Raw genomic sequence first — 21,254 nt, forward strand, 5'->3', positions numbered from 1 at the left:
GCCTGGCGCACCCGCCCACCTGATGTCGCAGGACATAACGATTTGGCATGAGCACCGCGGCCGTCAGCGCCGCGGTGCACTGTCCCCTCCCTGCCCTTGGCTACGTTGAATAGCTACAGCAGACCCGGGGGCAGGCAACCGCCTTGTGCCCGCGTCACACGCACAAGGGGCCCCGAATTGATCTTCGACTACCGAAAGGCCACGTCGCCCGCCGACGTTGAAGCGGACATCTGCATCATTGGCGCCGGTGCCGCCGGACTCGCCATTGCCTGGTCTTTCCTGGGCTCACAAGTAAACGTGTGCGTGGTTGAAGGCGGCGGCCTCGATGCCGACATGCGCAACCAGGCGCTGTTCGAAGGCTCCTCGGTCGGCGTCCCCGAATTCGACCCTGGCGCCTCGCGCCTGCGCGCCTTTGGCGGCACCTGCAACCTGTGGGGCCGCGGCTGCATTCCGCTGGCCAACCTGGCCGCGCGCGACTGGGTGCCGCACAGCGGTTGGCCGATCGGCTTCGCCGACCTTGAACCGCACTACGTCCGCGCCCGCACTTTCTGCGGCCTGGAGTCGCATGACTTCAACGAGGACAGCTTCCTGACGCCCTCGTCGCGCAAGACCCTGCCCTTCGACGGCGACTCGCTGGTGCACAAGACCTTCGCCAGCAGCCCGATGATCTTCGGCCAGGCCTATCGGACCGAGTTCGACCGCGCCGCCAACATCACCGTTCTGCTGCACGCCAACCTGCTCGAACTCGAAGCGCTGCCGTCGGGCGCGGCGGTACGCCAGGCCCGCATCGGTACGCTCGACGGCCATCGCGGCGTGATCCGCGCGCGCCACTTCGTGCTGGCCTGCGGCGGCATCGAGAACGCGCGCCTGCTGCTGTCGTCCAACTCGGTCCGGCCCAATGGGCTGGGCAACGACCACGACCTGGTCGGCCGCTACTTCATGGACCATCCCAGCGGCAAGCTGGGCGCGCTCTACACCGCCGATCCGGAAGCGGTGATCCGCCCCTACGATCGCAACGTGCCCAAGGGCAAGCCGCAGGCGCACCCGGAGATCTGCCTGTCCGACGAAGCCCAGCGCGAGCACCGCATCCTCAGCGGCCGCGTCCGGCCGTTCGCCTTCCAGGAACCCGTGCCCGTAGGCCTGCAGGCATTGCGCGACCTGCGCGCGATCATGCGCGCGCGCCGCAATGACGATAACTGGGAGATCAAGGCGCGCGTGTGCGGCCGCAAGAACGGTGAGCCGGACTACATCGCCAATTCGCGTCCGTCCGGGGACGACATCGCATCGTTGACCCTGCGCGCAGGACTGGGTGCGGCCGACATCGCCAAGGCCTTCGGCCGCAAGCTCACCCGCAAGCCGACGGTGAAGACCGAGCGCGTGGACCTGGTCGGCTACTTCGAGCAGGTGCCCAACCACGACAGCCGCATCACCCTGGGCGAGGAGCGCGACGCCCTGGGCCTGCGCAAGGTCAGCGTCGACTGGCGCCTGACCGAACTGGACCGCCACACCTATCGAACGGCCGCCAAGCTGTTCGGTGCCGAGATGGCTCGGGTGAGCAAGGGCGAGTTCCGCCCCGAGCCGTGGCTGGAGGAGGAAAACGGCGTGCCGCAGGTATTTGGCACGTCCCACCACATGGGCACTACGCGCATGGCCGATGCGCCGGAACTGGGCGTGGTCGACCGCAACTGCCAGGTACACGGCATCGGCAACCTGCACATCGCCGGCAGCTCGGTGTTCCCGACCGGCAGCTGGGCGTTCCCCACGTTCACCATCATCGCCCTGAGCCTGCGCCTGGCCGAGCAGCTGCGCATGCGCCTGGAGCAGGCCGCGCCCTTTCTAGGCTGAGCCTTCCGGCCCTTGTCCGCTCTCCGGCGCCGGTGATAGCGTCGCGACCGTGCGTCGCTGACGCCCGGAAGGACCCAGGCAGATGGAACCGTTCGGCAACTCCCTCACGCTCACGCAGGTTCGCGATTCCGACCTCGTCGCCACGGCGCGGATGCTGTATCGCGAGTACGCGGACGCGATCGGGACAGATCTCGAGTATCAGGGTTTCACATCAGAGCTCGCGGCCCTGCCATCGCCGTACGTGCCGCCTCTCGGCGCGCTGCTGCTGGCGCAGGTCGGCGACGTCATCGCCGGTTGCGTCGCACTGCGACCGCTGGACGCATCGACCGGCGAGATGAAGCGCCTCTACGTCCGTCCCGCATACCAGGGCATTGGACTCGGCAGGCGCCTGGTCGAAGCGGTGATCGAATCCGCCCGCCAGGCCGGCTATCGCGAACTGCGCCTGGACACGCTGGCGAGCATGGAATCGGCGCAGGCGCTGTACCGCCGCCTCGGTTTCGTCGAGACCCCGCCGTACAACAACACGCACGTGGCCGGCACACGCTTCTACTCGCTCGATCTCCTCGCTCGATCTCCTCGCTCGATCTCCTCGCTCGACCTCTTGAACACGCCGCTGCGACAGGATTGACCGGCCGGGACTGACCGGCTGCTCACGCCGCCCTACGCCACGGCCGCCAGAATCGATCCCCACCCCCGCGGAGATGCCGATTCGATGACGGACGTTTCGATAACGCAGGTTTCCATGCCGCAAGTGGATGATCCGTTCCTGCAGGCGCTGCAGGGCTACAGCGCGGCCGTCCGCGCCAAGGACGGCGACGCATTCCTGCAGCTGTACGACACGCACTTGCATGCCTTCGACCTGTGGGGGCCGTGGTCGCAGAACGGACTCGACGGTTGGCGCCGGATGGTGACCGGGTGGTTCTCGTCGATCGGCGAGGAAACGGTCGTCGTCACCTTCGACCAGGCGGACTCGTACCGGGTCGACGACCTCGCCATCGGCCACGCACTGCTCACCTACACCGCGACCGCCAGCGACGGCAGCGTGCTGCGCTCGCTCAGCAACCGCATCACGATGGCGCTGCGCAAGCGCGGCAACGGCTGGAAGATCGTCCACGAGCACACCTCCGCGCCGGTGGACCACGGCACCCTCAAGGCCGTCCTGAAGCGGACGGAATGACACCACGCAGCATTTACCCGGGAGATACCCATGAGCAATCCCGTTGGCTGGTTCGAAATCTACGTGCAGGACATGGCGCGCGCGCGGGCGTTCTACGAAGCCGTGCTGGCGCGGAAACTGGAGAAGCTGGAAAGTCCCGGCATCGAGATGTGGGCCTTCCCGATGCAGCCCGACCAGCCCGGCGCCGCCGGCTCGCTCGTCTACATGGAAGGCTTCCCCTCCGGTGGCAACAGCACCCTGGTCTACTTCATCAGTGACGACTGCGCGGTCGAAGCCGCGCGCGTGGCCGGCAACGGCGGCACGGTCTTCAAGGAGAAGTTCTCGATCGGCGAGTACGGCTTCATCGCCCTGGCCATCGACACCGAAGGCAACATGTTCGGCCTGCATTCGATGAAGTGAGGCGCGCGCCCGCGAGGCGGGCTGCGCGCGAGCGGGTCAGCGCAGCTGGCTGTCCTTGCTGCCGCGGCGGTTGTAGCCGCTGTGATCCGACTGCTCCTCGTCGTGCGCCTGCTGGCAGTCGACGCACAAACGCACGCCCGGCACCGCCTTGCGCCGCGCTTCCGGAATCTGCTTGCCGCACTCCTCGCAATGCTCCAGGCCAGGCCCCTGCGGGAGCTGGCTGCGGGCGCGCTGGATGGCGTCCTTGATGGTGGCGTCGATCTGGTCCTGGACCGCGCCGTCACCTGCCCAACCGGTGGCCATGGGGTCGTCTCCTGTGGATCGGGGTGGTGGAGCATAGCGCCGGGGGGCTGAACCAATGTGCACAACCCGGCATGACGTTGTGCACTCGCGCCACCCCGCCCCGCCAGGACTAAACTCCAGCCAGCCCATCCTGCGCCGCTGGCGCGAAGGGTCTGGCCATGTTCAGTTGGGTACTCGCCGCGACGCTGGCGCTTGCCGCGCCCGAACCGGCAGCCACGGCAGCCACCGTTGCCGACGTCACGCCGCCGGCACAGATCATGGCGCTGCCTGCGGAACTGCGGACGCGCTTCCACGCCGAGGTGCTGGACGGACACACCTCTCAGCAGGCGCGGCTGGAACGCACCATCGACTTCATGTTCGGCGCCGAAGGCCTGGGCATGACCTACAAGGAAACGGCGACCACCACCGTCGCCCAGGCCTACGCCACGCGCGAAGCGAACTGCCTCACCTTCACCCTGCTCTTCCTCGCGCTCGCCCGCGAAGGCGGCATCGACGCCAGGCCGCAGGAAATCGAACAGACCCTGGCCTGGCACCAGGAGGACGGCACGCTCTATCGCAGCAACCACGTCAACGCGATCGCGCGCGCCTCCGGGAAACAGTACAGCGTCGACGTCGCCCGCGATGCGGTCATGTCGCGCAATCCGCCCGTGCCCATCTCCGAGGCGCGCCTGCTGGCGCACTACTACAACAACCTCGGTATCGCCGCGCTGGAACGCGTGGACCTGGACGTCGCCCGGCGCGACCTGGAACAGGCCATCGCGCTCGATCCGGGCTATGCCAACCACTGGAGCAATGCCGGCGTGGTGGCGGTGCGTTCCGGCGATGCAGACACGGCCGAGCGTGACTACAGGAAGGCGCTCGCGCTGGACCCCGACAACACCAATGCCCTGTTCAACATGGCCGGGCTGGCGAACCGGCGCGGCGATGCCAAGCTCGAAGCCGAGTACCGTCGCCGCCTGGCGCGCCTGCAGCAGCAGGACCCGTTCCATCACTTCCTGCTGGCGGTGAACCACGAGCGCGCCGGCGAGTACGCGCTGGCCATCCAGCACTACCGGCGGGCGATCCAGCTGTACGGCGACGAGCATCGCTTCTACGGCGCCCTGGCGCGCACCTACCTGCGCGTGGGCGACACCCGGCGTGCCGCCAGGGCCCTGGCCCGTGCCCAGGCCCTCAGCGATGGCGATACGCGCGCCGCCTACCGCGCCCGCCTCGACAGCCTGTCGGGTGCGACCCGCGAAACCCACTGATGCACCGGCACCCCGTCGCCCGTCCCGTTTTGCGCTTCGATTGCGTTTGAGAGGTAACGGACGGGGAAAGTACGGGACGCATCATGAACTGGGTCACCAGGAAGTTACGCCGCATCGCCGTCGAATCGGCGGAACTGCCCGTGCTGCGGCTCATCGGCAAACCGCTGTACTGGCGCACCTTCAGCAAGCCCTGCATCGAAGGCAACTCGTACTTCGGCGCATTCCAAACGCGCGAACAGGCACTGGCCGCCGCGCCGTCGCTGCCCACCAGCTACGACCAGCCGGCCACCGGCAACCTCTATCTGGACCGACACGAGCGCATCCGCGTCAGCGACTATCCGGTCGTGCACTGGCTGACGCGCCTGCTTGCGCAGGGCCGCCACCGCATCTTCGACCTGGGTGGCCACATTGGCGTGAGCTACTACGGTTTCCGCCGGTTCCTGACCTACCCGCAATCGATGGAGTGGCGGGTCCATGACGTGCCCGCGGTGGTCGATGCCGGCCGCGCCTGGGCGCAGGAGTACGACCCGGACCGAATGCTCGACTTCGCCGACACCCCCGATGCCGCCAGCGGCCACGATGTGCTGATCAGCAGCGGCGCGCTGCAGTACCTCGAATACACGCTGCCGGAACTGCTGGCGCGCCTGGACGAACCGCCGCCGCACGTATTGGTCAACATGACGCCGATGCACCCCCAGCGGGGCTTCATCACGCTGCAGAACATCGGCGAGGCGGTGCTGCCCTACCGGGTCGAGGCCAAGCCGGAGTTCATCGCCTCCATGGAGAAGCTGGGCTACCAGCTCGAGGACCAGTGGAGCTCCTGGGAGCGCAACCTGACCGTGCCGTTCGAACCCGGCTGCACGCTCAGCCACTACTCGGGGTTCTATTTCCGGCGCGCTTAGCGCATGTCGATCCGCGCCCCCCTGATTCGTCGCATCATCAATACCCCAGCCTGGAGTTTGATCGATGCCCCTGCAGCTGTTCGCCCACCCTTTCTCCTCGTACTGCCAGAAAGCCCTCACGGCGCTGTACGAGAACGACACCCCGTTCGAATTCCGACTGCTCGACGACCCCGACGGTCCGGCCATGCGCGAACTCACCGCGATGTGGCCGATGCGCCGCTTCCCGGTGCTGGTCGACGATGGCCAGTCGATCATCGAGGCCAGCTGCATCATCGAGCACCTGGCCTTGTACCATCCCGGCCCGGTCGAGCTGATCCCGCGTGATCCGCGCGCCGCCCTCGAAGTGCGCCTGATGGACCGGTTCTTCGACAACTACGTCTCCACGCCACAGCAGAAGGTGGTGTTCGACGCGATTCGCCCGCCCCAGGACCGCGATCCCTATGGCGTGACCGAAGCGCGCGCCATGCTCGAAACCGCCTACGCCTGGCTGGAGAAGAAGCTGCAGGGCCGGCAATGGGCCGCCGGCGGCGACTTCAGCCTGGCCGACTGTGGCGCGGCGCCATTCCTGTTCTACGCTGACTGGACCCACGCCATCGGCGATGTCTTCCCCACCGTCCACGCTTATCGGCGCCGCCTGCTGGCACGGCCGTCGTTCGCGCGCGCCGTCGACGAGGCACGGCCCTATCGCTCCTACTTCCCGCTGGGCGCACCGGATCGGGATTGAGTGGCCCATGGACGGTGCTGGCGGCATAGACGGCCAGCTGGGATGATCGCCGATTCGCGGATGCTGGAATCCGCCGGGGATCGACATGGTTGTCATCGCAACAGCAGTTGCCATCGTGCTGGTGGCCGGTCCGGCCGTGCTGGCTGCGGCCGGCCTGTCCGGCAAGTCGCACCAGACCTCAGCCGCCACGAAATCCGTGACGAATCCGGCGACGAAACCGGCGACGAAACCGGCGACGAAACCGGATTGGGACGTGGCGCTGACGATCAACTCGGCACTGCTCTACACCATCGCCTTCAACCTGACGTTCTTCATCCAGGAACTTTTCCTGGTGCTGCCCAAGGCGATGACACCTGGCCTGCATCCGACGCTGTTCCACAACAACCACAGCTGGAATGGCGACAATCCGCTCGCCGCCCTGTTCCAGGGGACCGGCGCGGTGGCCACCGTTCTCGCCGCACTGGCCTGCGCGGCATTGCTGCGCAAGGCAAGCTCGACGCCACTGCGCCTGTTCCTGATCTGGATGGCCTATTGCGGGCTGTTCATGGCCTTGCCGCAGGTCGTGATCGGCGCATTGAGTTCCGGCAGCGATGTCGGCATGGCAATGGATTACCTGCAGCTTGGCGCGACGACGAAGACCATTGCCGCGCTGCTGGCCCTGGCCGTGATGCCACTGGCCGCAACCTGGCTCGCACGCCCGCTGCTTGCCCTGGCCGACAATCCGGTCCGGATCGCGACGCCCGGCACCCGCGCGCGCTTCATGTTCCAGGTGGCGACGCTGCCGGTGATCCTCGGAACATTGCTGGTGATCCCGTTCCGCGTGCCGCGCGAAGCAATCGAAGTGGTGCTGCTGCCGGTACTGGTGGGACTGATCGGAATCGTGTGGATGCAGACCGGCGCATGGCGCCTGCGCGTACCGGCGGCACGCGGCACGGGTGCGGCGTCGAACCTCAAGCTGCTGCTCGCCGTGGTCGCGCTGCTGCTGGTGTTCCAGCTGCTGCTGCGACCGGGCATCGCATTCTGAGGACGGCGGTTGCTCAGGCCGGAGGCACGGTGCGCTCCTCGCGCACCACGACCGTTCCATCCGGCCGCACATCGCGATACACCACGCTCTCAGCCACTCCCGGCGCTTGCCGGTACTGCGCCAGCAGATCGACGTTCTGCTGCTCGATCACTTCCAGGCTGCGCGCGATGCGGCGCAGCAGTCCCTTGATGCCGAATACCGCGAATGGCACCAGGATCCACAGCACCGACAGGATCAGGGCGAAGATGAACATGCAGATCCACAGGAAGCTGTTGGCCGTATAGGCGGCATTGGCAACGGCACTGGGTTCCATGGCGGCTCCAGAATCTGAACGAGTCACCAGTCTTCAAAAGCCGCGTGATCCCGGTGTGCACACCTGAACGAACGCCGGTCACGGTCATGCAGGTGCTAGAGTCACGCCTCATCCAGGCTGGGGGCCCGGACATGCGGCGCGACGGCAAAGAAGGCGACAGCAAGGCAATCAACAGCAAGGCGATCGCTGCCGACGTCGACGCAATCGCGCGCATCACCGCCGTCCCCAATATCCTCGAAGCGGTCACCCGCATGACCGGCATGCGCTTCGCCGCCGTGGCGCGGGTGACCGACAGCCAGTGGATCGCCTGCGCGGTGCGCAACGCCATCGGCTTCCCGCTCGAACCCGGTGGCGAGTTGCCGCTGGAAACCACGATCTGCAACGAGATCCGCCAGCATCACCAGCCGGTCGTGTTCGGCCACGCCAGCACCGATCCGCACTATGGCCAGCATCACACGCCGCGCCTGTACGGTCTGGAGAGTTACATCTCCCTTCCGATCTTCCGCACCGACGGTTCATTCTTCGGCACGCTGTGCGCGATCGACTCGGCGCCGGCCCAACTCGACGATCCGAACATCGTCGGCACGCTCAAGTTGTTTGCCGAGCTGATCGGCCGCCAGCTCGAGATCGAAGACCGCCTCAGCAACAGCCAGGCCGCGTTGAAGGAAGCCGCCGCGGTGACCGTGCTGCGCGAGCAGTTCGTGACCGCGCTCGGCCAGAACATGCGCGATCCGCTGCAGGCCATCATCACCGGCCTCTACCTGCTCAAGCAGTCGCCGTCGATCGGCATCGACGATCGCACGCTGGTCGTGCAGCTGGAGGATTGCAGCCAGCGCATGGACCGGCTGATCCGCGACATCCTCGATTTTGCCGCCGGCCAGCTCGACGTCGGCATGCCGCTGGCCGTCACCCACGGCGCCGACCTGGGCGACGATCTGCGACGGGTCGTGGCGGAAGTGGCGACGACCAACCCGTCACGCTCGATCGTGTCGTCGATCGCCATCGACCGCGCGGTCAATTGCGATCGCCAGCGCATGAAGCAGTTGCTGGCAAATGTGCTGGTCAATGCCGTCGCCTACGGCGGCGCGGACCAGTCCATCGAAGTCGATGCCAGGATCGATGCGCCCGATGCGACCCATCCGGACGAGGCGCGCGGCATGCTGCGCGTGCAGGTGCGCAACGGCGGCGAGCCGATACCGGCGTCGCTGTTGCCGACCATCTTCGAGCCGCACAAGCGCCTGTCACCAGACGGGCACAGCGCGGGCCTGGGGCTGGGGCTGTTCATCGCCGCCGAGATCGCCCGCGCCCACGGCGGCACGCTGGAGCTGACCTCCACGGCCGACCAGGGAACGCAGGTGACGTTCCAGATGCCGCTGGTCGCGATGCCGGCCTTCGCAGGCACCGGAGCAGGCGCCGCACAGACGGCGTAAACCCCCGCCTCGCGCCGGAGTGCCTACACTACGCACCCCGTCCCGCCTGGCAGTCCCGTGTCCGAACCCGTCCGCCTTTCCCGCCGCGTCGCCGAACTGGCCGCATGCTCGCGCGCCGATGCCGAGGCCTATATCGAAGGCGGCTGGGTCCGTGTCGACGGCAAGGTCGTGGAATCGCCGCAGCACATGGTGGCCGGCGAAACGGTCGAGCTGGACCCCGAGGCGGTGCTGGAACAGCCCGAGCCGGCCACGATCGTGTTCCACAAACCGGTCGGCATCGACGCCATCAGCGGCCGTACCGAAGCGGTGGGCCTGGTCACCCCGGACACGCGCTGGGCCGAAGACCCCAGCGGCGTGCGCCTGCTGCAGCGCCACTTCGTCCGGCTGACACCGCTGGTGCCGCTGGACCGCGACGCCAGCGGCCTGATGGTGCTGACCCAGGACGGCCGCGTCTGGCGCCGCCTGACCGAAGACGCCGACCAGATCGAACACGAATACGTCGTCGAGGTCGCCGGCGAGATCGCGCCCTATGGCCTGCACCGCCTCAACAACGGCGGCCTGCGCTACCAGGGCCGCGAACTGGCGCCGTGCAAGGTGAGCTGGCAGAACGAGATCCGCCTGCGCTTCGCCATCAAGGCCGTGCGACCCGGGCAGTTGCAGGACATGTGCGCTCAGGTCGGGCTGGACGTCGTGGCGATCCGCCGCCTGCGCATCGGCAAGATCCCCCTGACCAAGATGCCAGTGGGTCAGTGGCGGTACTTGCCGGTGAGTGCGCGCTTCTAGCGTCTCAGCCGCCGCGCACGCGCAGCGTCAGGCCCTTGAGGAAATTGCGCAGCATCTGGTCGCCGCACAGGCGGAAGTTCTTGTGCGTGCTCTGCCGGAACAGCGCGGTCAGCTCAGGCTTGGACACTGGGAAACCCGCCGCCGCGAACGTCTCGTGCATGTCGGTGTCCTTCAGCTCGAACGCCACGCGCAGCTTCTTCAGCACCACGTTGTTGGTCACCCGCTTCTCGACCGGGCGTGGCGGAATGCTCTCGTCGCGCCCGCGCAGCTGGATCACCAGGCCGTCGAGGAAATGCGCGAGCACGCGGCTGCTGCACTCGACGTATTCCGGATCGTCCTCGCGGCGCAGGAACGCCAGCACGTCGGCCTTCTCGATCGGGAACTCCGGATCGGCCAGCCTGGTGATCTCCACGACCTTGATGTCACTCAGGTCGAGCATGTAGCGGATGCTGCGCAGTACGTCGTTGTTGATCATGGTCGTGCCCTCAGTCGGCCAGCGCCGCTGCTTCGCGGCCCTGCTGGCGGATCAGCGCCTCGTCGCGGGCCTCGTTGATCGCGTCACGGACGCTGTCGAGGTCGACGCGGCGCTCGTCATGCGTGAACTTGCCGGTCAGCACGGTATCGGGCAGCAGCGTGCCGGCCTCGAACAGGGCCCACATTTCCTCGCCGTACCAGGTGTCGAACAGCTCCGGCGCCCAGCGGCCGAGATTGGCGGTGAGGTTGTTGACGTCGCGCAGCAGCATCTGCCGGGCGGCGTTGTTGCCCGCCGCGCTCACCACCTGCGGGAAGTCGATCACCACCGGGCCGTCCGGCCCGACCAGTACGTTGTACGCCGAAAGGTCGCCGTGGATCAGGCCGCAGCACAGCATCAGCACGACCTGGCGCATCAGCACCGTGTGGAACTGGCGCGCCTGCTCCGCCGTCAGCTCCACCTCGCCCAGGCGCGGCGCCGAGAAACCCTCGGCATCGGTGACCAGCTCCATCACCAGCACGCCGTGGAAATAGCCGTGCGGTTCGGGCACGCGCACACCGGCCTCGCGCAACTGGTACAGCGCATCGACCTCGGTGTTCTTCCAGGCGGTTTCCTGCTGCTTGCGGCCGTACTTGCTGGCCTTGCCGATCGCGCGCGCCTCGCGGCTGCCGCGGACCTTGCGGCCTTCCTGGTACTGCACGCGCTGCTGGAAGCTGCGCTGCGCCATGTCCTTGTAGACCTTCGCGCAGCGGACATCGTCGCCGCTGCGCACCACGAACACCGCCGCTTCCTTGCCGCTCTTGAGCGGGCGCAGAACCTCGTCGATCACGCCGTCGTCGATCAGCGCCTGCAGCGCGGTGGGGGTCTTCATGGAATCCAGGGCAATGGTGGCAGCCCCAAAGGAGGGACGGGAGCGGCGCGAATCGGGGGCGCATTCTCGCACGCCCGCCGTGTCAGGACCCGTCCGGGCCCTTGCGCAGGCCCGGCCTGTTCATTCCCGGGCCCAGCCAGGCCCGGGAGAGGCCCCTGCGGGCCTATTCCGGCAGCGTTTCCCCCGAGCCGCCCAGGGCCGCGGGGAAGTCCTTCAGCTTTGGCAGCCCGTCCTTCATCGGCAGCACGGTCTCGCCGTAGTTGACGTGGACCGCCGGCGCGAAGGCCAGGGTCGGGATGGTCGCGGCATAGACGTCGACCAGGCCAAATCCCGGGTGGTTGGTCATCAGGTGGCCGCCGCAGCGGCTGCAGAACTGGCGATCACTGGCCGGCGTCTTGGCGAAATGACCGACCAGTTCCGCGCCGCGGGTGACCCTGACGTTCTCCGGCTTCCACAGCGAGAACGCATTGACCGGCCCGGCCGACCAGCTGCGGCAGGACCCGCAATGGCAGTAGCCCATCGCCTCCGGCTCGCCGCTGACCTCGACCCCCACCGCGCCGCAGAAGCAGCTTCCGACGTGCGTATCGCCCATGGCAACGCTCCGGTTGGATGACACAGGGCGCGCGCGATGCGCGCCTGCCACCAACCGCAACGCGCTGCGGCGGCCGGGTCGGACAAACCTGGCGCCTACTTCCCGCCACCCTGCCCCGAGGCGGCCGCCGCCGGCGCGCCCACCACCGGCGCGGCCTTGGCCTTGGTCTTGGCCTCGGCGTCCGTGATGGCCTGCGTGCTGCCCAGGTTCTGCTGCAGGAAGCCGGCAATCCCGGTCCAGGCGATGTCGATCGCGACACGGTTGGAGAAGCTGTGGCCCATGTCCGGGAACGCCAGCAGCACCGGCGGGTGCTGTTCGAGATTGAACATGCGCACCAGGCGGCGGGTGTGCTCGAAATCCACGCGCTCGTCTTCGCGGCCGTGCACCAGCATCACCGGCAGCGTCAGTTCGCGGAAGTGATACAGCGGCGAGGTGGCCTGCATCTGGGCCATGTCGGTGCGTGGATCGCCCATGATGCGTTCCAGGATCTGTCGCGCCTGCGCTGAACGCACGTTGTCGCTGGCGGTGAAGCGCAGCGCCCGGTCGCTCACACCCGACAGCGAGATCGCACAGCGGAAGCGGCCTGGCCAACGCACGGCCGACACCATCGCCGAGTAACCGCCGTAGCTGGAACCCAGGGTGCACATGCGCGATTCGTCCAGCGGATAGGCCGCCGCGGCCGCGCGGATCGCCGCGTCGATGTCGTCCTCGATGAGACGGCCGTAGTTGCGATGCCCGGCCTCGCGGAAGGCCTTTCCGTAGCCATCGGAACCGCGGAAGTTCACCTGCAGCACCGCATAGCCCTGCGCGGCGATGTACTGCACCTCGCGATTGAACGTGAGGCTGTCGCTCACGCCAATCGGACCGCCGTGCGGAAACACCACCAGCGGGCGCTTGCCATTGCCCGGCGGCAGGGTCAGGAAGGCTTCGATCGGCAGGCCATCGCCGCTCTTCACTTCGAGCACGTGCGCGGGCGCGAAGGCGATGTCGCTCAGCTGCGGCGCCACGGCGTCCAGCAGCGAGGCGCGCTTTCCGGTCAGATCCATGTGATAGAGCTCGGGCGGGTGGTCGGCCGCGTCCACCCACAAGATCAACTGCGTGTTGTCGCGGTTGCGATCGAGCACCGCCACGTTGCGACCGGGAAAGGCCGACTGCAACGTCTGGTAGACATCGCGGTTGGCCTGGTCGAAGTACTCGGTGACCAGGCGACCGGACTGGTAGTAACGCACGGCCACCGGCTCGCGCCGCACGTTGAAGACCGTACTGAGGATGTCCACGCCGGGCTTGCTGAAGATCGTGCGCGAGACCTTGCGCGTCGCCGGATCGAAGGCCACCAGATCACGCTGGGTGCGGCCGTCGTCGGTGTAGCCGTAGATCGTTTCGCCGTCGTACGAGAGCCCGGCCGGGCTGAACCCGCCTTCGGCCTGCAGGCTAAGCACTTCCTGGTAGACGCCATCGCGGCCGTGCATGAGCACGGCGGTCTCGTCGCGGACCACAATGGCGGCGCGCAGGTTGCCGTAGCCGTCGGCCAGCCATGCCACGTCCTTGCTGACGCCCACGTTCAGCCGGTCGCGACTCCTGGCAGTGCGGAAGCCGGAGATCTCCTTGTCGCCTGCCAGCTCGACCCGGTGCACCACCAGTTCGCCACGGCTGTCGTACCCCGCAAACAGGATGTGGTACGGATCCCCCGGCAGCATGTCGACGATCGTGCCGGTGCCGCCGATCGGCAGGCGTTGGATGCTGTGCTTGCCGTTGCTGCCGGGACCGATGCGGAACACGGTATAGGCAGACGAGTCGTTGCCACTGGCGGCGATCAGCGTGCGGCTGTCCTTCCACGTCAGCTCGTCGGCCGCATAGATGGACGTGGTCAGGCGCTGCTCGGCGCCTTCGACCAGGTCGACCAGATTGATGCCCCACTTGCCGTTCTCGTCGCGGACGGTTTCGGCCAGCAAGTCGCCTTCGCCATTGATGGCGACCGCGGACACGCGGTCCGGCTTCCACATCACATCGGCCGGGATCGGCACGGCGATTGGTTTGGGCGGTTCCCGGCCGCCGTTGAGCTTCTCCGACGGCGTGGCATTGCCGGCGCGCGCGGTGCGGTAGAACTCGGGGAATGGATCCGGGTAGAGGCCGGAGTACTCGAAGGTCATGCGCGGGTACACGTCCGCATGCTCCTTCTCCAGCCAGTCGATGATCGGCAGCGAGCGGTTGGCGATATGGAAGTGCGTCGACGTCCAGCTGGCCGGGCGCAGGATCAGGTCGCCGGGGTAGACGATCTTTCCGGCGGTGACCTTGAAGCGGTATTCGTCCGAGGTCACGGTGTAACGCATGCGCCACCAGCCGTTGGACAGATCCATCTCGGCCCAGCGGTAATCGCCGGCCTTGGCCGCATACAGGCTGACATTGCGACCGGGCACGATGTAGTTGAGCACCGCGGCGACGCCATGGTCGTCACGCACGCGCACCGCCAGGATTGGCGCGCTGGCATCGACCGACAGCACCACCAGGCCTTCATCGGCGGCCAGTCTGGGGTCCTCGCCGGGATCGATCTTGCGCATGGCGGCGCAGTCCAGCGCCACCAGCAACATCCCGATGGCGAGCAGCGCCCGCCATGTCCCGATCAGCCCCCGGCGCTGCGCGCCGGACATCCCGTGCTGCATGCGATATCCCCTGTGTGTGCCGCCCTGCCCGGAACCCCGTGGCCAACCACTGCCAGGTCCGCCCTGCCCCCGACGTGCAGCACGTACTCGAAGTTCTGCACCATTTTTCCGTAGCCGCTGTCGTCGCTGTCGTAGTTCGCGCCGATCGTCAGCGTGTGGCGGCCGGTGGGCAGCGGCTTGATCAGCAGCCAGTAGCCATCCGCCGCCGTCAGACCACTGGCGTGGCCCGGTTGCAGCGCGAAGCAGCCGTCACTGCGCACGCGGAAGCGGGCGACGTCCGTCACCGGCACGCCATCGATCAACGCCACCGCACTGGCCAGGCGTTCGTTGTTCACCGCCGCAGCACCCTGCAGCACGGCGCACGGCAACGGCAGACCCTTGTCGTTGCTGCCTTGGAGCATGTTGATGATCGGCACCAGCAAGTAGCGACCTTCCGGCACCACGCACTCGCGATGCGCGTTGAAGGTGCCATCGGTACCGGCGAGGAACCAGACCGGCCCTTCCTGGCCGATCTCGCAGAAGCGTCCATCGGGGTCCAGGTACGGCGGGATGTCCACGTGGTCGGCCCATTGCCACCAGCGCGCCGTCAACTGGCCAAAGGTTTCATCGCCGACCTTGCCGTCCGGCGGCAGCACCAACTGGTCGGCCGCCGTCGCCGCGGGCCGCTCGGGCGCATTGTTCGCATTGGCCGCGGTCAGCGATGCGCAGGCGGCCGCGATCGACACGATCAGGCCGGCGCGGAGCGCGAGGCGTTTCCCCATCCGATGCACGAGCTTCCCATCCGTCTGCTTCGTCACGGCGCGACCTGCTTGCCGCCCTTCGCCGCACCGCGCGGCGCGGCATGCGCCTGCCAGACCTTCATTGATTCGAGATTGACCTGATGGTCCCTGTTGTTCGGATCGGCCAGTTCCCTGAACCGCTCCACGGCCTGCAGCGCCGCCGGATCGTTAGCATTGATCAGCGAAAAGGCGCGCGTCCCCCAGGCCTCGGCCGAACGCGGGAACTCCTCCACCAGGCCGCGCGAGCATGCCAGCGATTCGGGCTGGATCTGCGGGATCATGTAGGTCTCGCAGTAGCGCTGCATCGCGCGCTGGCGATACTCCCCGGTCATCGCGCGCTTGTAGTACGGGCGCGCGGCCGCGGTTCCCTTCACGTCTTCGGTTGCCAGGCCGAGCAGCCAGTTGAACTTGGCGTTGTCCGGCTCAAGCTTCACCGCGACGAGCATGTCCGAGCGCGCCCAGGCCGCGTCGTACAGGTAGTAATAAAGCACCGAGGCGCGGCCGAACCGGTAACGCGCCTCATCCGGCCGGAAGCGCGTGGCCTGCGAGTAATAGACCACCGCGGGCCATGGGTCGTCCTTGTTCCAGTAACCGCCACCGGCCATTCCGGTCACGGACGCGCTGGGCCCCATGCGCGCCGCCCCGATCAGGTCGTCGATCACCGCGCCGTAGTCGTTGGCCAGCGAAGCCTTGTCGCCTGTGTCCTCGCCCAGCAATGCGCCCAGTAGCGGATTGCGATCGGTGCGCGCGGCCGCATAGGCCACCGCCCGGCGCAGTTTCTCTTCCGAGCCGCCCCAGCGCGGCTGCGCCGAGGTGATCCACTCCAGCGCCAGAAAGTAGGAGTCCGGATCGACCTTCATGCAGTGGGCGCGTGCGTACTCCTCAAGCGCGCTGGAGCTGCTGCGGCCGATGGCGTTGAGCTTGTAGCAGGCCACGCTCAGGCGCGGCTCGATTTCCAGCGCCTTCACGTACAACGGCACCGCCTGGGCGAAGAACTGGCCCATGCGCTCGACCTGCTCGGCCGGGGTCTTGCCGATGTACGCGGTACCGCGCGCCTTCCAGCCGGCGCCGCCAAGGTAGACGCCGCTGGCGGTATTGGCGAACGCGCTGTCGGGGGCCAGCTTCAGCCAGCGCCGTGCGATCTCGCCGGCGCGGTCGTCACCGTCAAACACGTTGAGGGCGATGAAGATTTGCTCGCGCTGCGACTGATCCTTGTAGTGGGCATCGAGCAGCGCGGCAAAGCCCCGCTCCAGCTCGGCCACGCCCTCGGGTGTCGCCAGCAGGCGGTCGATGTCGTCGAGCGACCAGGCGGGCGCGCGCAGGATTGAGCAACGACCCTGCGCCGCACCGGCCCGCCATTGGTTGCCCGGCAGGTCGGGATAGGCATTGCAGCGCGCCTCGGCGTTTTCGATCGCGTCGGCCTTGCGGACGCCGGCGATGTACTGGGCGAACTCCGGCGGCGGCTTCAAAGGCGCCGGTGGATTCCCGGCGCGGGCCTGGCCGGCGCCGATAAGGATGGCGCCGCCCAGCGCGATCCCTGCGAAGACTGTACGTGTCCGTGTCATGTGTTCCCCCTGGCGGCAACGCTAGCGCACCCGCCGGGGGATGTCAGCGGGGGTGAGACTTTGTCGCAGTCCCGGCTGCCGCCTTCCGCGACGCCCGTCGCGCCTTCAGGCGCGATGGCGCTGCGCCGTCACCCCGCCGGGTGGGCCAACGCGTAATCGATCGCCGCGCACACTGCCGCCGCCTGCGCGGCATTGCACTGCTCGGGCGTGGCGCGCGGGCTGTCGGGGTAGACCTCGGTGGTGGTCTTGTACGGCGCGTCGGTGATGCCCGCGCACAGGCCAAGCTTGCGCAACGCGTATTCGATGACGCCCGGCGCGACCACGGTCGAACCGATGATCTCGCCCTTGTCGTCGGCCGGCGCGATGTGGGTGACCTTCGCCACCGCTTCGATCACCGCCTTCTGGAACCCCGGCTGCGGGCGTTCGCTGTCGTCGACCAGATAGAAACCGTCGGGGATCTCGCCCGGCTCGAACGGCTTGCCATCGCGTGCGGCCAGCGCCGGACGGAACTCGGACTCGTCGCTGTCGGTGGTTTCGTGCAGGTCGATATGCACCAGCACCTGGCCGCTCACCGGCGCCACCAGCTGCATCAGCGCCGCCGATTCCTGCGCCGGGCTGTCGGCGCGGAACGAGCGGTTCGGGTCGATCGCATTCGCGTTCCAGCGATGCACGCGCTCATAGGCCCACGGGCTGATGCATGGCGCGACCAGCACATTGACCTTGCCTTCGTAGCTGGCGGCATGCAGATCGACGAACTCCAGCGCGCCGTGCACGCCGGAAGTCTCATAGCCGTGCACGCCGCCGGTCACCAGCGCGGTGGGCAGATCGTCGCGCCAGTTGCGGCTCTTGATCGCCAGTAGCGGGTAGCTGTCCGCGCCGTAGTTCAGCTCGCCGTACTGGACGACATCGAAGCGCGAACCCAGCCCCTCGATCTTGCCCCGCACCTCCGACTCGAAGCTGCGGTGGCGCGTCTGCCGCGACAACCATTGCGCCTTTTCCGTCTCGCCCCAGGCTTGTCCGGGAATGCCGATGGGATAGAACGCCTGGACAGTCATGCGCGGCTCGCTGCGTGATCACAAAGGGGCCGCAACTTTAACACCGCTCCGACAAGCACCTTCCCCATCTCCCCCTCCCCCCATCTCACGCCCCCTTTATCCCCCTAGGAGGTTAATGACCCGCCACCCCCGACTGCCGCCCTCCCGGGCTGGGCAGCTGGCGAAAACGGGCCACCGACGCTGGCCCCGGGGAACCGGTGGCATCGCACAAGGCAAGGACGGTGACCAGGCGTCAGTCGTACATCCAACCCAAAGGGAATGACCATGAATACCAGCAAGCCGAACAAGCACCTGATGCTCACCACCGCCCTCGTGGGCATCCTCGCCGCCACCTCGGCGCTCGCCGCCGACGGCGACAAGAGCAAGATCAAAGGCCTGATCACCGGCGTCAACGGCAACACGCTCACCGTCAAGGACGGCAACAACGCCGTGCAGACGATCAACGTATCGGCCGACACCAAGTTGAAGAAGACCAAGGGCCTGACCGGCGTCATCCACTCCAAGGTCGAACCGGGCGCTTTGATCCCGGGCCTGCCGATCAGCGCCGACGTCGTCGCCGCCGGCAGTGGCTTCAATGCCACCGAGATCTCGTTCAAGTCGGAAGACTTCAAGACTGCGCAGCAGGTGCAGGCCGGCGTGGCGCCAACCAGCGAGATGGCCACCGCGAACGCCGCCCGCATCGACGACTTCGGCACGTACGAAGCCCTCGCCACCGCTGAAGTGCTGTTCGCTTCCGGCAGCACGGCGCTATCGGCGAAGGGCAAGTCGGACCTGGATGCCTTGGCAGCCAAGGCCAAGGACACCAAGAACTACCAGATCGTGATGCAGGGCTTCACCGACTCGACCGGCAACGCCGAAGCCAATCAGCGCCTGAGCACGATGCGCGGCGCAGCCGTCGCCAACTACCTGCGGCAGCAAGGCGGCCTGCAACCCGGACGCGTCCGTGCCCCGGCCGGCATGGGCGTTGCGGCCGATGCGGGCTCGGGCAGCAATGCCAATGCGCGCAAGGTCGAGGTGAAGCTGGTGGTCGACAAGGGTGTGCAGGGCGGCGCGAAGTAATCGCAACCCGCGCGTCGTCGCACCACCCGCTACATGAACTGGAGAACCGCCCGCCTGACAGGGGGCGGTTTTCGTTTGGGGCTGAGGCGACCGATCGATTGCGCGCAACCCTGCAATCGTCCGGTTTAGATTTCTGCAACCGAACTTATGCGCCAGGTTTACGACGCTGCGCGCCTAATGGTTTGTGGTGCATGTTCGCATCGTCATTCCCAGGAGCATGAAAGATGGCAACCAACCCCTCCCCCAAGCCTCCCGGTTATCACAGCATCACGCCTTCAGTGGTGGTGAACGACGCCGCCAAGGCCCTTGAGTTCTACCACGCTGCCTTCGGCGCCAAAGAGACGTATCGCCTGCCGATGAACGGCAAAATCGGCCACGCCGAACTGCAGATCGGCGACTCGCGGCTGATGCTCTCGGACGAATGGCCCGAATGGGACGCGCTCGGCCCGAAGTCGCGCGGCGGCGCTACCGGCAGCTTCATGATCTATGTAGCCGACGCGGATGCCGCGGTCGAGAAAGCCGTAAAGGCCGGTGCGAAAGTGGTGCAGCCGGTCGAGAACCAGTTCTGGGGCGACCGTGTAGGAACGGTCGAAGACCCGTTTGGCCACAAGTGGATGCTCGGTACCCACGTCGAGGACATCAGCGACGAGGAGATGAAGCGTCGCGGCGAGGAATGGGTGAAGAAGCAGACGAAGCAGTAAATCCCATCAAGTTCGAAGCCCCTCTCCCCATTTGGGAGAGGGAAGAGGCATGTCAAGTTAGCCCGAGCCAACGTGGCACAGACTTGTCAGCACTTGCGATGGCATCGGCACGAACGAGACACGCGATCGCAGTCCCCAGTGACAAGAACGAAAAGGTCCACGCATTGAACGCACCCAGAGTGCCTACTCCGCCTTTGTACGCCCACAACCCGGCCACGATGGAAGACGTCCCGAGCAAAACGTACATAAAGTTCAACGCCCGAACCTCGAAGCGCCGCCACCGAGGAGACATATGTCTCGGCGCCTTCCAACGAACATCTTTCGTCTTATCGTCCATGTCCAAAAGAGACCACGCAATCGACACATCGCAGAATGCTTGCCCGGCCTGTGGCGATGCTAGCAATGTGCGAATCACGGTGGCGGGCAGATACGCTCCGAACAAATGTCGAATTGCAACTTCCAGCCAGATGCCGTCCTTCTCGGCCGACTGAGCCCAAAGCTCCAGGAAGTCCTTGCGGTCGGCGCTTCTCGACCTTTGCAAGCCGAAAATCGCCTTTACCAAAACCATTCCGGCGAAAATCACACTCAATGGAATGAGTAATCTGCCGTCCCCGACTGAGAACCACTTCTCGAACATCCCCTTGACTCCTCAACCATCAACACTTCTGGCTACGCTTGTTCAATACCGCTCCGCCGGGACCTCTTCCGCGGACCGGGTCGCGCAGTTCTCGGCTGCGCTCGTCGCCGGCCGCATCTCCGGTTGCTGCTTGGCCTTGAGCGCTTCTGCCTCTCGAGTATGACGTTCCATGCGCAAGGTCGCGGTAGGGCTACGAGTGGCATGCGCCCGCCCCGGCCGCCTGCCAAAAATCCCCATACTCGACAGACTGTCTTTCGGTCCAGGTCACTTCGAATCTCGGACCCGCGTTGCTGCTGCGCGAACAATCACATGCCGGGTTCGAGCGAGAACGACCGCCCCCTTGCGTACCTCATCGAGCAACATGACCAGCAAGCCGACCATGACTGCCACCAGCAGACACGTTTGAGCAACACCCAAGCCATTTCCGCCAACTTGTGCGGCTGTGACTCCGAGTAAAGAGCTGACGACCGCCGGAATCATAGACAGCTCGAATTTGAATCGAAGCAGAATCGCACGGAGGTATCCTTGGGCAATCAGAGTATCGTCGCGCCGAAGAGACAAGTACCTCCTCCATCCTCGACACATCCTCGGGCATCGCCGAGAAAACCAAGCATCCGCCCAATAGATCTCCACGCGAGACCCTATATCCTCAAAAACAAGTCCAGCGGTAAAGGCAACTGCACCCAACGTCACGGAGACGGGAAAAGCCACTCCGG

At 66.6% G+C, this 21,254-nt stretch carries 22 protein-coding genes; 12 read left to right on the top strand and 10 right to left on the bottom strand.

Annotated elements, in window-relative coordinates; genetic code table 11:
* The first annotated feature begins 177 nt into the window (after positions 1-177).
* From AC1DER_RS02920 to AC1DER_RS02935, 4 genes are all read left to right on the top strand, one after another.
* On the top strand, positions 178-1,845 hold the full coding sequence (locus tag AC1DER_RS02920; RefSeq protein ID WP_477244050.1) for an FAD-dependent oxidoreductase: 1,668 nt from the start codon (positions 178-180) through the stop codon (positions 1,843-1,845).
* Positions 1,846-1,927: 82 nt separating this feature from the next.
* Entirely contained in the window at positions 1,928-2,473 is a 546-nt protein-coding gene (locus AC1DER_RS02925) for a GNAT family N-acetyltransferase (protein WP_477244048.1), read from the top strand.
* Positions 2,474-2,587: 114 nt separating this feature from the next.
* The gene (locus tag AC1DER_RS02930) at positions 2,588-3,022 is read left to right on the top strand and encodes a YybH family protein (protein ID WP_477244046.1); all 435 of its coding nucleotides are present in this window, start codon (positions 2,588-2,590) and stop codon (positions 3,020-3,022) included.
* Between the two features lie 30 nt (positions 3,023-3,052).
* On the top strand, positions 3,053-3,421 hold the full coding sequence (locus AC1DER_RS02935) for a VOC family protein (protein WP_441816010.1): 369 nt from the start codon (positions 3,053-3,055) through the stop codon (positions 3,419-3,421).
* A gap of 36 nt (positions 3,422-3,457) precedes the next feature.
* On the opposite strand, the gene AC1DER_RS02940 is transcribed toward AC1DER_RS02935, so the two are convergent.
* Positions 3,458-3,724, bottom strand: a complete 267-nt coding sequence (locus AC1DER_RS02940; protein WP_477244045.1) for a DksA/TraR family C4-type zinc finger protein — start codon at positions 3,722-3,724, stop codon at positions 3,458-3,460.
* Between the two features lie 158 nt (positions 3,725-3,882).
* Between AC1DER_RS02940 and AC1DER_RS02945 the strand changes: the two genes are divergently transcribed.
* From AC1DER_RS02945 to AC1DER_RS02960, 4 genes are all read left to right on the top strand, one after another.
* Positions 3,883-4,971 carry a tetratricopeptide repeat protein gene (locus AC1DER_RS02945; RefSeq protein WP_477244044.1) on the top strand — a complete coding sequence of 363 codons (1,089 nt, stop codon included), beginning with the start codon at positions 3,883-3,885 and terminating at the stop codon, positions 4,969-4,971.
* Between the two features lie 83 nt (positions 4,972-5,054).
* A complete protein-coding gene (locus AC1DER_RS02950) occupies positions 5,055-5,873 on the top strand; it encodes a TIGR04325 family methyltransferase (RefSeq protein WP_477244043.1) in 819 nt (272 codons plus the stop codon).
* A 64-nt stretch (positions 5,874-5,937) separates the two neighbouring features.
* Positions 5,938-6,597, top strand: a complete 660-nt coding sequence (locus AC1DER_RS02955; protein WP_477244041.1) for a glutathione S-transferase family protein — start codon at positions 5,938-5,940, stop codon at positions 6,595-6,597.
* An 85-nt stretch (positions 6,598-6,682) separates the two neighbouring features.
* Positions 6,683-7,621, top strand: a complete 939-nt coding sequence (locus tag AC1DER_RS02960) for a hypothetical protein (protein WP_477244039.1) — start codon at positions 6,683-6,685, stop codon at positions 7,619-7,621.
* A gap of 13 nt (positions 7,622-7,634) precedes the next feature.
* Here the strand turns inward: AC1DER_RS02960 and AC1DER_RS02965 are convergent, their stop codons facing one another.
* On the bottom strand, positions 7,635-7,934 hold the full coding sequence (locus AC1DER_RS02965) for a hypothetical protein (RefSeq protein ID WP_477244037.1): 300 nt from the start codon (positions 7,932-7,934) through the stop codon (positions 7,635-7,637).
* Between the two features lie 131 nt (positions 7,935-8,065).
* Between AC1DER_RS02965 and AC1DER_RS02970 the strand changes: the two genes are divergently transcribed.
* The gene (locus tag AC1DER_RS02970) at positions 8,066-9,364 is read left to right on the top strand and encodes a GAF domain-containing sensor histidine kinase (protein ID WP_477357643.1); all 1,299 of its coding nucleotides are present in this window, start codon (positions 8,066-8,068) and stop codon (positions 9,362-9,364) included.
* A 57-nt stretch (positions 9,365-9,421) separates the two neighbouring features.
* The gene (locus AC1DER_RS02975; protein ID WP_477244033.1) at positions 9,422-10,147 is read left to right on the top strand and encodes an rRNA pseudouridine synthase; all 726 of its coding nucleotides are present in this window, start codon (positions 9,422-9,424) and stop codon (positions 10,145-10,147) included.
* A gap of 4 nt (positions 10,148-10,151) precedes the next feature.
* Here the strand turns inward: AC1DER_RS02975 and AC1DER_RS02980 are convergent, their stop codons facing one another.
* The 7 genes from AC1DER_RS02980 to AC1DER_RS03010 all read right to left on the bottom strand — a co-directional run bounded on the left by AC1DER_RS02980 (position 10,152) and on the right by AC1DER_RS03010 (position 18,141).
* The gene (locus AC1DER_RS02980) at positions 10,152-10,622 is read right to left on the bottom strand and encodes a YehS family protein (RefSeq protein ID WP_477244031.1); all 471 of its coding nucleotides are present in this window, start codon (positions 10,620-10,622) and stop codon (positions 10,152-10,154) included.
* Positions 10,623-10,632: 10 nt separating this feature from the next.
* Complete coding sequence (locus AC1DER_RS02985; protein ID WP_477244029.1) at positions 10,633-11,490, bottom strand: PA4780 family RIO1-like protein kinase; 858 nt, start codon at positions 11,488-11,490, stop codon at positions 10,633-10,635.
* Positions 11,491-11,653: 163 nt separating this feature from the next.
* Positions 11,654-12,082 carry a GFA family protein gene (locus AC1DER_RS02990; protein ID WP_477244027.1) on the bottom strand — a complete coding sequence of 143 codons (429 nt, stop codon included), beginning with the start codon at positions 12,080-12,082 and terminating at the stop codon, positions 11,654-11,656.
* Between the two features lie 95 nt (positions 12,083-12,177).
* The gene (locus AC1DER_RS02995) at positions 12,178-14,742 is read right to left on the bottom strand and encodes an alpha/beta hydrolase family protein (RefSeq protein WP_477244025.1); all 2,565 of its coding nucleotides are present in this window, start codon (positions 14,740-14,742) and stop codon (positions 12,178-12,180) included.
* A complete protein-coding gene (locus tag AC1DER_RS03000; RefSeq protein WP_477244023.1) occupies positions 14,703-15,503 on the bottom strand; it encodes a hypothetical protein in 801 nt (266 codons plus the stop codon). The genes AC1DER_RS02995 and AC1DER_RS03000 overlap by 40 nt, the downstream gene beginning before the upstream one ends.
* Positions 15,504-15,535: 32 nt before the next feature.
* Complete coding sequence (locus AC1DER_RS03005; RefSeq protein WP_477244021.1) at positions 15,536-17,086, bottom strand: tetratricopeptide repeat protein; 1,551 nt, start codon at positions 17,084-17,086, stop codon at positions 15,536-15,538.
* A gap of 128 nt (positions 17,087-17,214) precedes the next feature.
* On the bottom strand, positions 17,215-18,141 hold the full coding sequence (locus AC1DER_RS03010) for a M14 family metallopeptidase (RefSeq protein WP_441815995.1): 927 nt from the start codon (positions 18,139-18,141) through the stop codon (positions 17,215-17,217).
* Positions 18,142-18,405: 264 nt separating this feature from the next.
* Here AC1DER_RS03010 and AC1DER_RS03015 point away from each other — a divergent pair, with 264 nt between their 5' ends.
* Together AC1DER_RS03015 and AC1DER_RS03020 are read left to right on the top strand one after the other, a co-directional pair.
* Positions 18,406-19,200 (top strand): OmpA family protein, encoded by a 795-nt coding sequence (locus AC1DER_RS03015; protein WP_477244019.1) that lies wholly within the window; start codon positions 18,406-18,408, stop codon positions 19,198-19,200.
* 224 nt (positions 19,201-19,424) lie between these two features.
* Positions 19,425-19,901: a VOC family protein gene (locus tag AC1DER_RS03020; protein ID WP_477244017.1), complete on the top strand. Its 477-nt coding sequence runs from the start codon at positions 19,425-19,427 to the stop codon at positions 19,899-19,901.
* A 52-nt stretch (positions 19,902-19,953) separates the two neighbouring features.
* Here the strand turns inward: AC1DER_RS03020 and AC1DER_RS03025 are convergent, their stop codons facing one another.
* Positions 19,954-20,538 carry a hypothetical protein gene (locus AC1DER_RS03025; RefSeq protein ID WP_477244015.1) on the bottom strand — a complete coding sequence of 195 codons (585 nt, stop codon included), beginning with the start codon at positions 20,536-20,538 and terminating at the stop codon, positions 19,954-19,956.
* Positions 20,539-21,254: the final 716 nt, after the last annotated feature.

This window comes from Lysobacter sp. 05T417 (genome assembly GCF_056396405.1).

Coding starts and splice junctions, on each gene's coding strand:
- AC1DER_RS02925 (WP_477244048.1), top strand. CDS start 1,928: ATGGAACCGTTCGGCAACTCCCTCACGCTCACGCAGGTTCGCGATTCC.
- AC1DER_RS02930 (WP_477244046.1), top strand. CDS start 2,588: ATGCCGCAAGTGGATGATCCGTTCCTGCAGGCGCTGCAGGGCTACAGC.
- AC1DER_RS02935 (WP_441816010.1), top strand. CDS start 3,053: ATGAGCAATCCCGTTGGCTGGTTCGAAATCTACGTGCAGGACATGGCG.
- AC1DER_RS02940 (WP_477244045.1), bottom strand. CDS start 3,724: ATGGCCACCGGTTGGGCAGGTGACGGCGCGGTCCAGGACCAGATCGAC.
- AC1DER_RS02945 (WP_477244044.1), top strand. CDS start 3,883: ATGTTCAGTTGGGTACTCGCCGCGACGCTGGCGCTTGCCGCGCCCGAA.
- AC1DER_RS02950 (WP_477244043.1), top strand. CDS start 5,055: ATGAACTGGGTCACCAGGAAGTTACGCCGCATCGCCGTCGAATCGGCG.
- AC1DER_RS02955 (WP_477244041.1), top strand. CDS start 5,938: ATGCCCCTGCAGCTGTTCGCCCACCCTTTCTCCTCGTACTGCCAGAAA.
- AC1DER_RS02960 (WP_477244039.1), top strand. CDS start 6,683: ATGGTTGTCATCGCAACAGCAGTTGCCATCGTGCTGGTGGCCGGTCCG.
- AC1DER_RS02965 (WP_477244037.1), bottom strand. CDS start 7,934: ATGGAACCCAGTGCCGTTGCCAATGCCGCCTATACGGCCAACAGCTTC.
- AC1DER_RS02970 (WP_477357643.1), top strand. CDS start 8,066: ATGCGGCGCGACGGCAAAGAAGGCGACAGCAAGGCAATCAACAGCAAG.
- AC1DER_RS02980 (WP_477244031.1), bottom strand. CDS start 10,622: ATGATCAACAACGACGTACTGCGCAGCATCCGCTACATGCTCGACCTG.
- AC1DER_RS02985 (WP_477244029.1), bottom strand. CDS start 11,490: ATGAAGACCCCCACCGCGCTGCAGGCGCTGATCGACGACGGCGTGATC.
- AC1DER_RS02990 (WP_477244027.1), bottom strand. CDS start 12,082: ATGGGCGATACGCACGTCGGAAGCTGCTTCTGCGGCGCGGTGGGGGTC.
- AC1DER_RS02995 (WP_477244025.1), bottom strand. CDS start 14,742: ATGCAGCACGGGATGTCCGGCGCGCAGCGCCGGGGGCTGATCGGGACA.
- AC1DER_RS03000 (WP_477244023.1), bottom strand. CDS start 15,503: ATGGGGAAACGCCTCGCGCTCCGCGCCGGCCTGATCGTGTCGATCGCG.
- AC1DER_RS03005 (WP_477244021.1), bottom strand. CDS start 17,086: ATGACACGGACACGTACAGTCTTCGCAGGGATCGCGCTGGGCGGCGCC.
- AC1DER_RS03010 (WP_441815995.1), bottom strand. CDS start 18,141: ATGACTGTCCAGGCGTTCTATCCCATCGGCATTCCCGGACAAGCCTGG.
- AC1DER_RS03015 (WP_477244019.1), top strand. CDS start 18,406: ATGAATACCAGCAAGCCGAACAAGCACCTGATGCTCACCACCGCCCTC.
- AC1DER_RS03020 (WP_477244017.1), top strand. CDS start 19,425: ATGGCAACCAACCCCTCCCCCAAGCCTCCCGGTTATCACAGCATCACG.
- AC1DER_RS03025 (WP_477244015.1), bottom strand. CDS start 20,538: ATGTTCGAGAAGTGGTTCTCAGTCGGGGACGGCAGATTACTCATTCCA.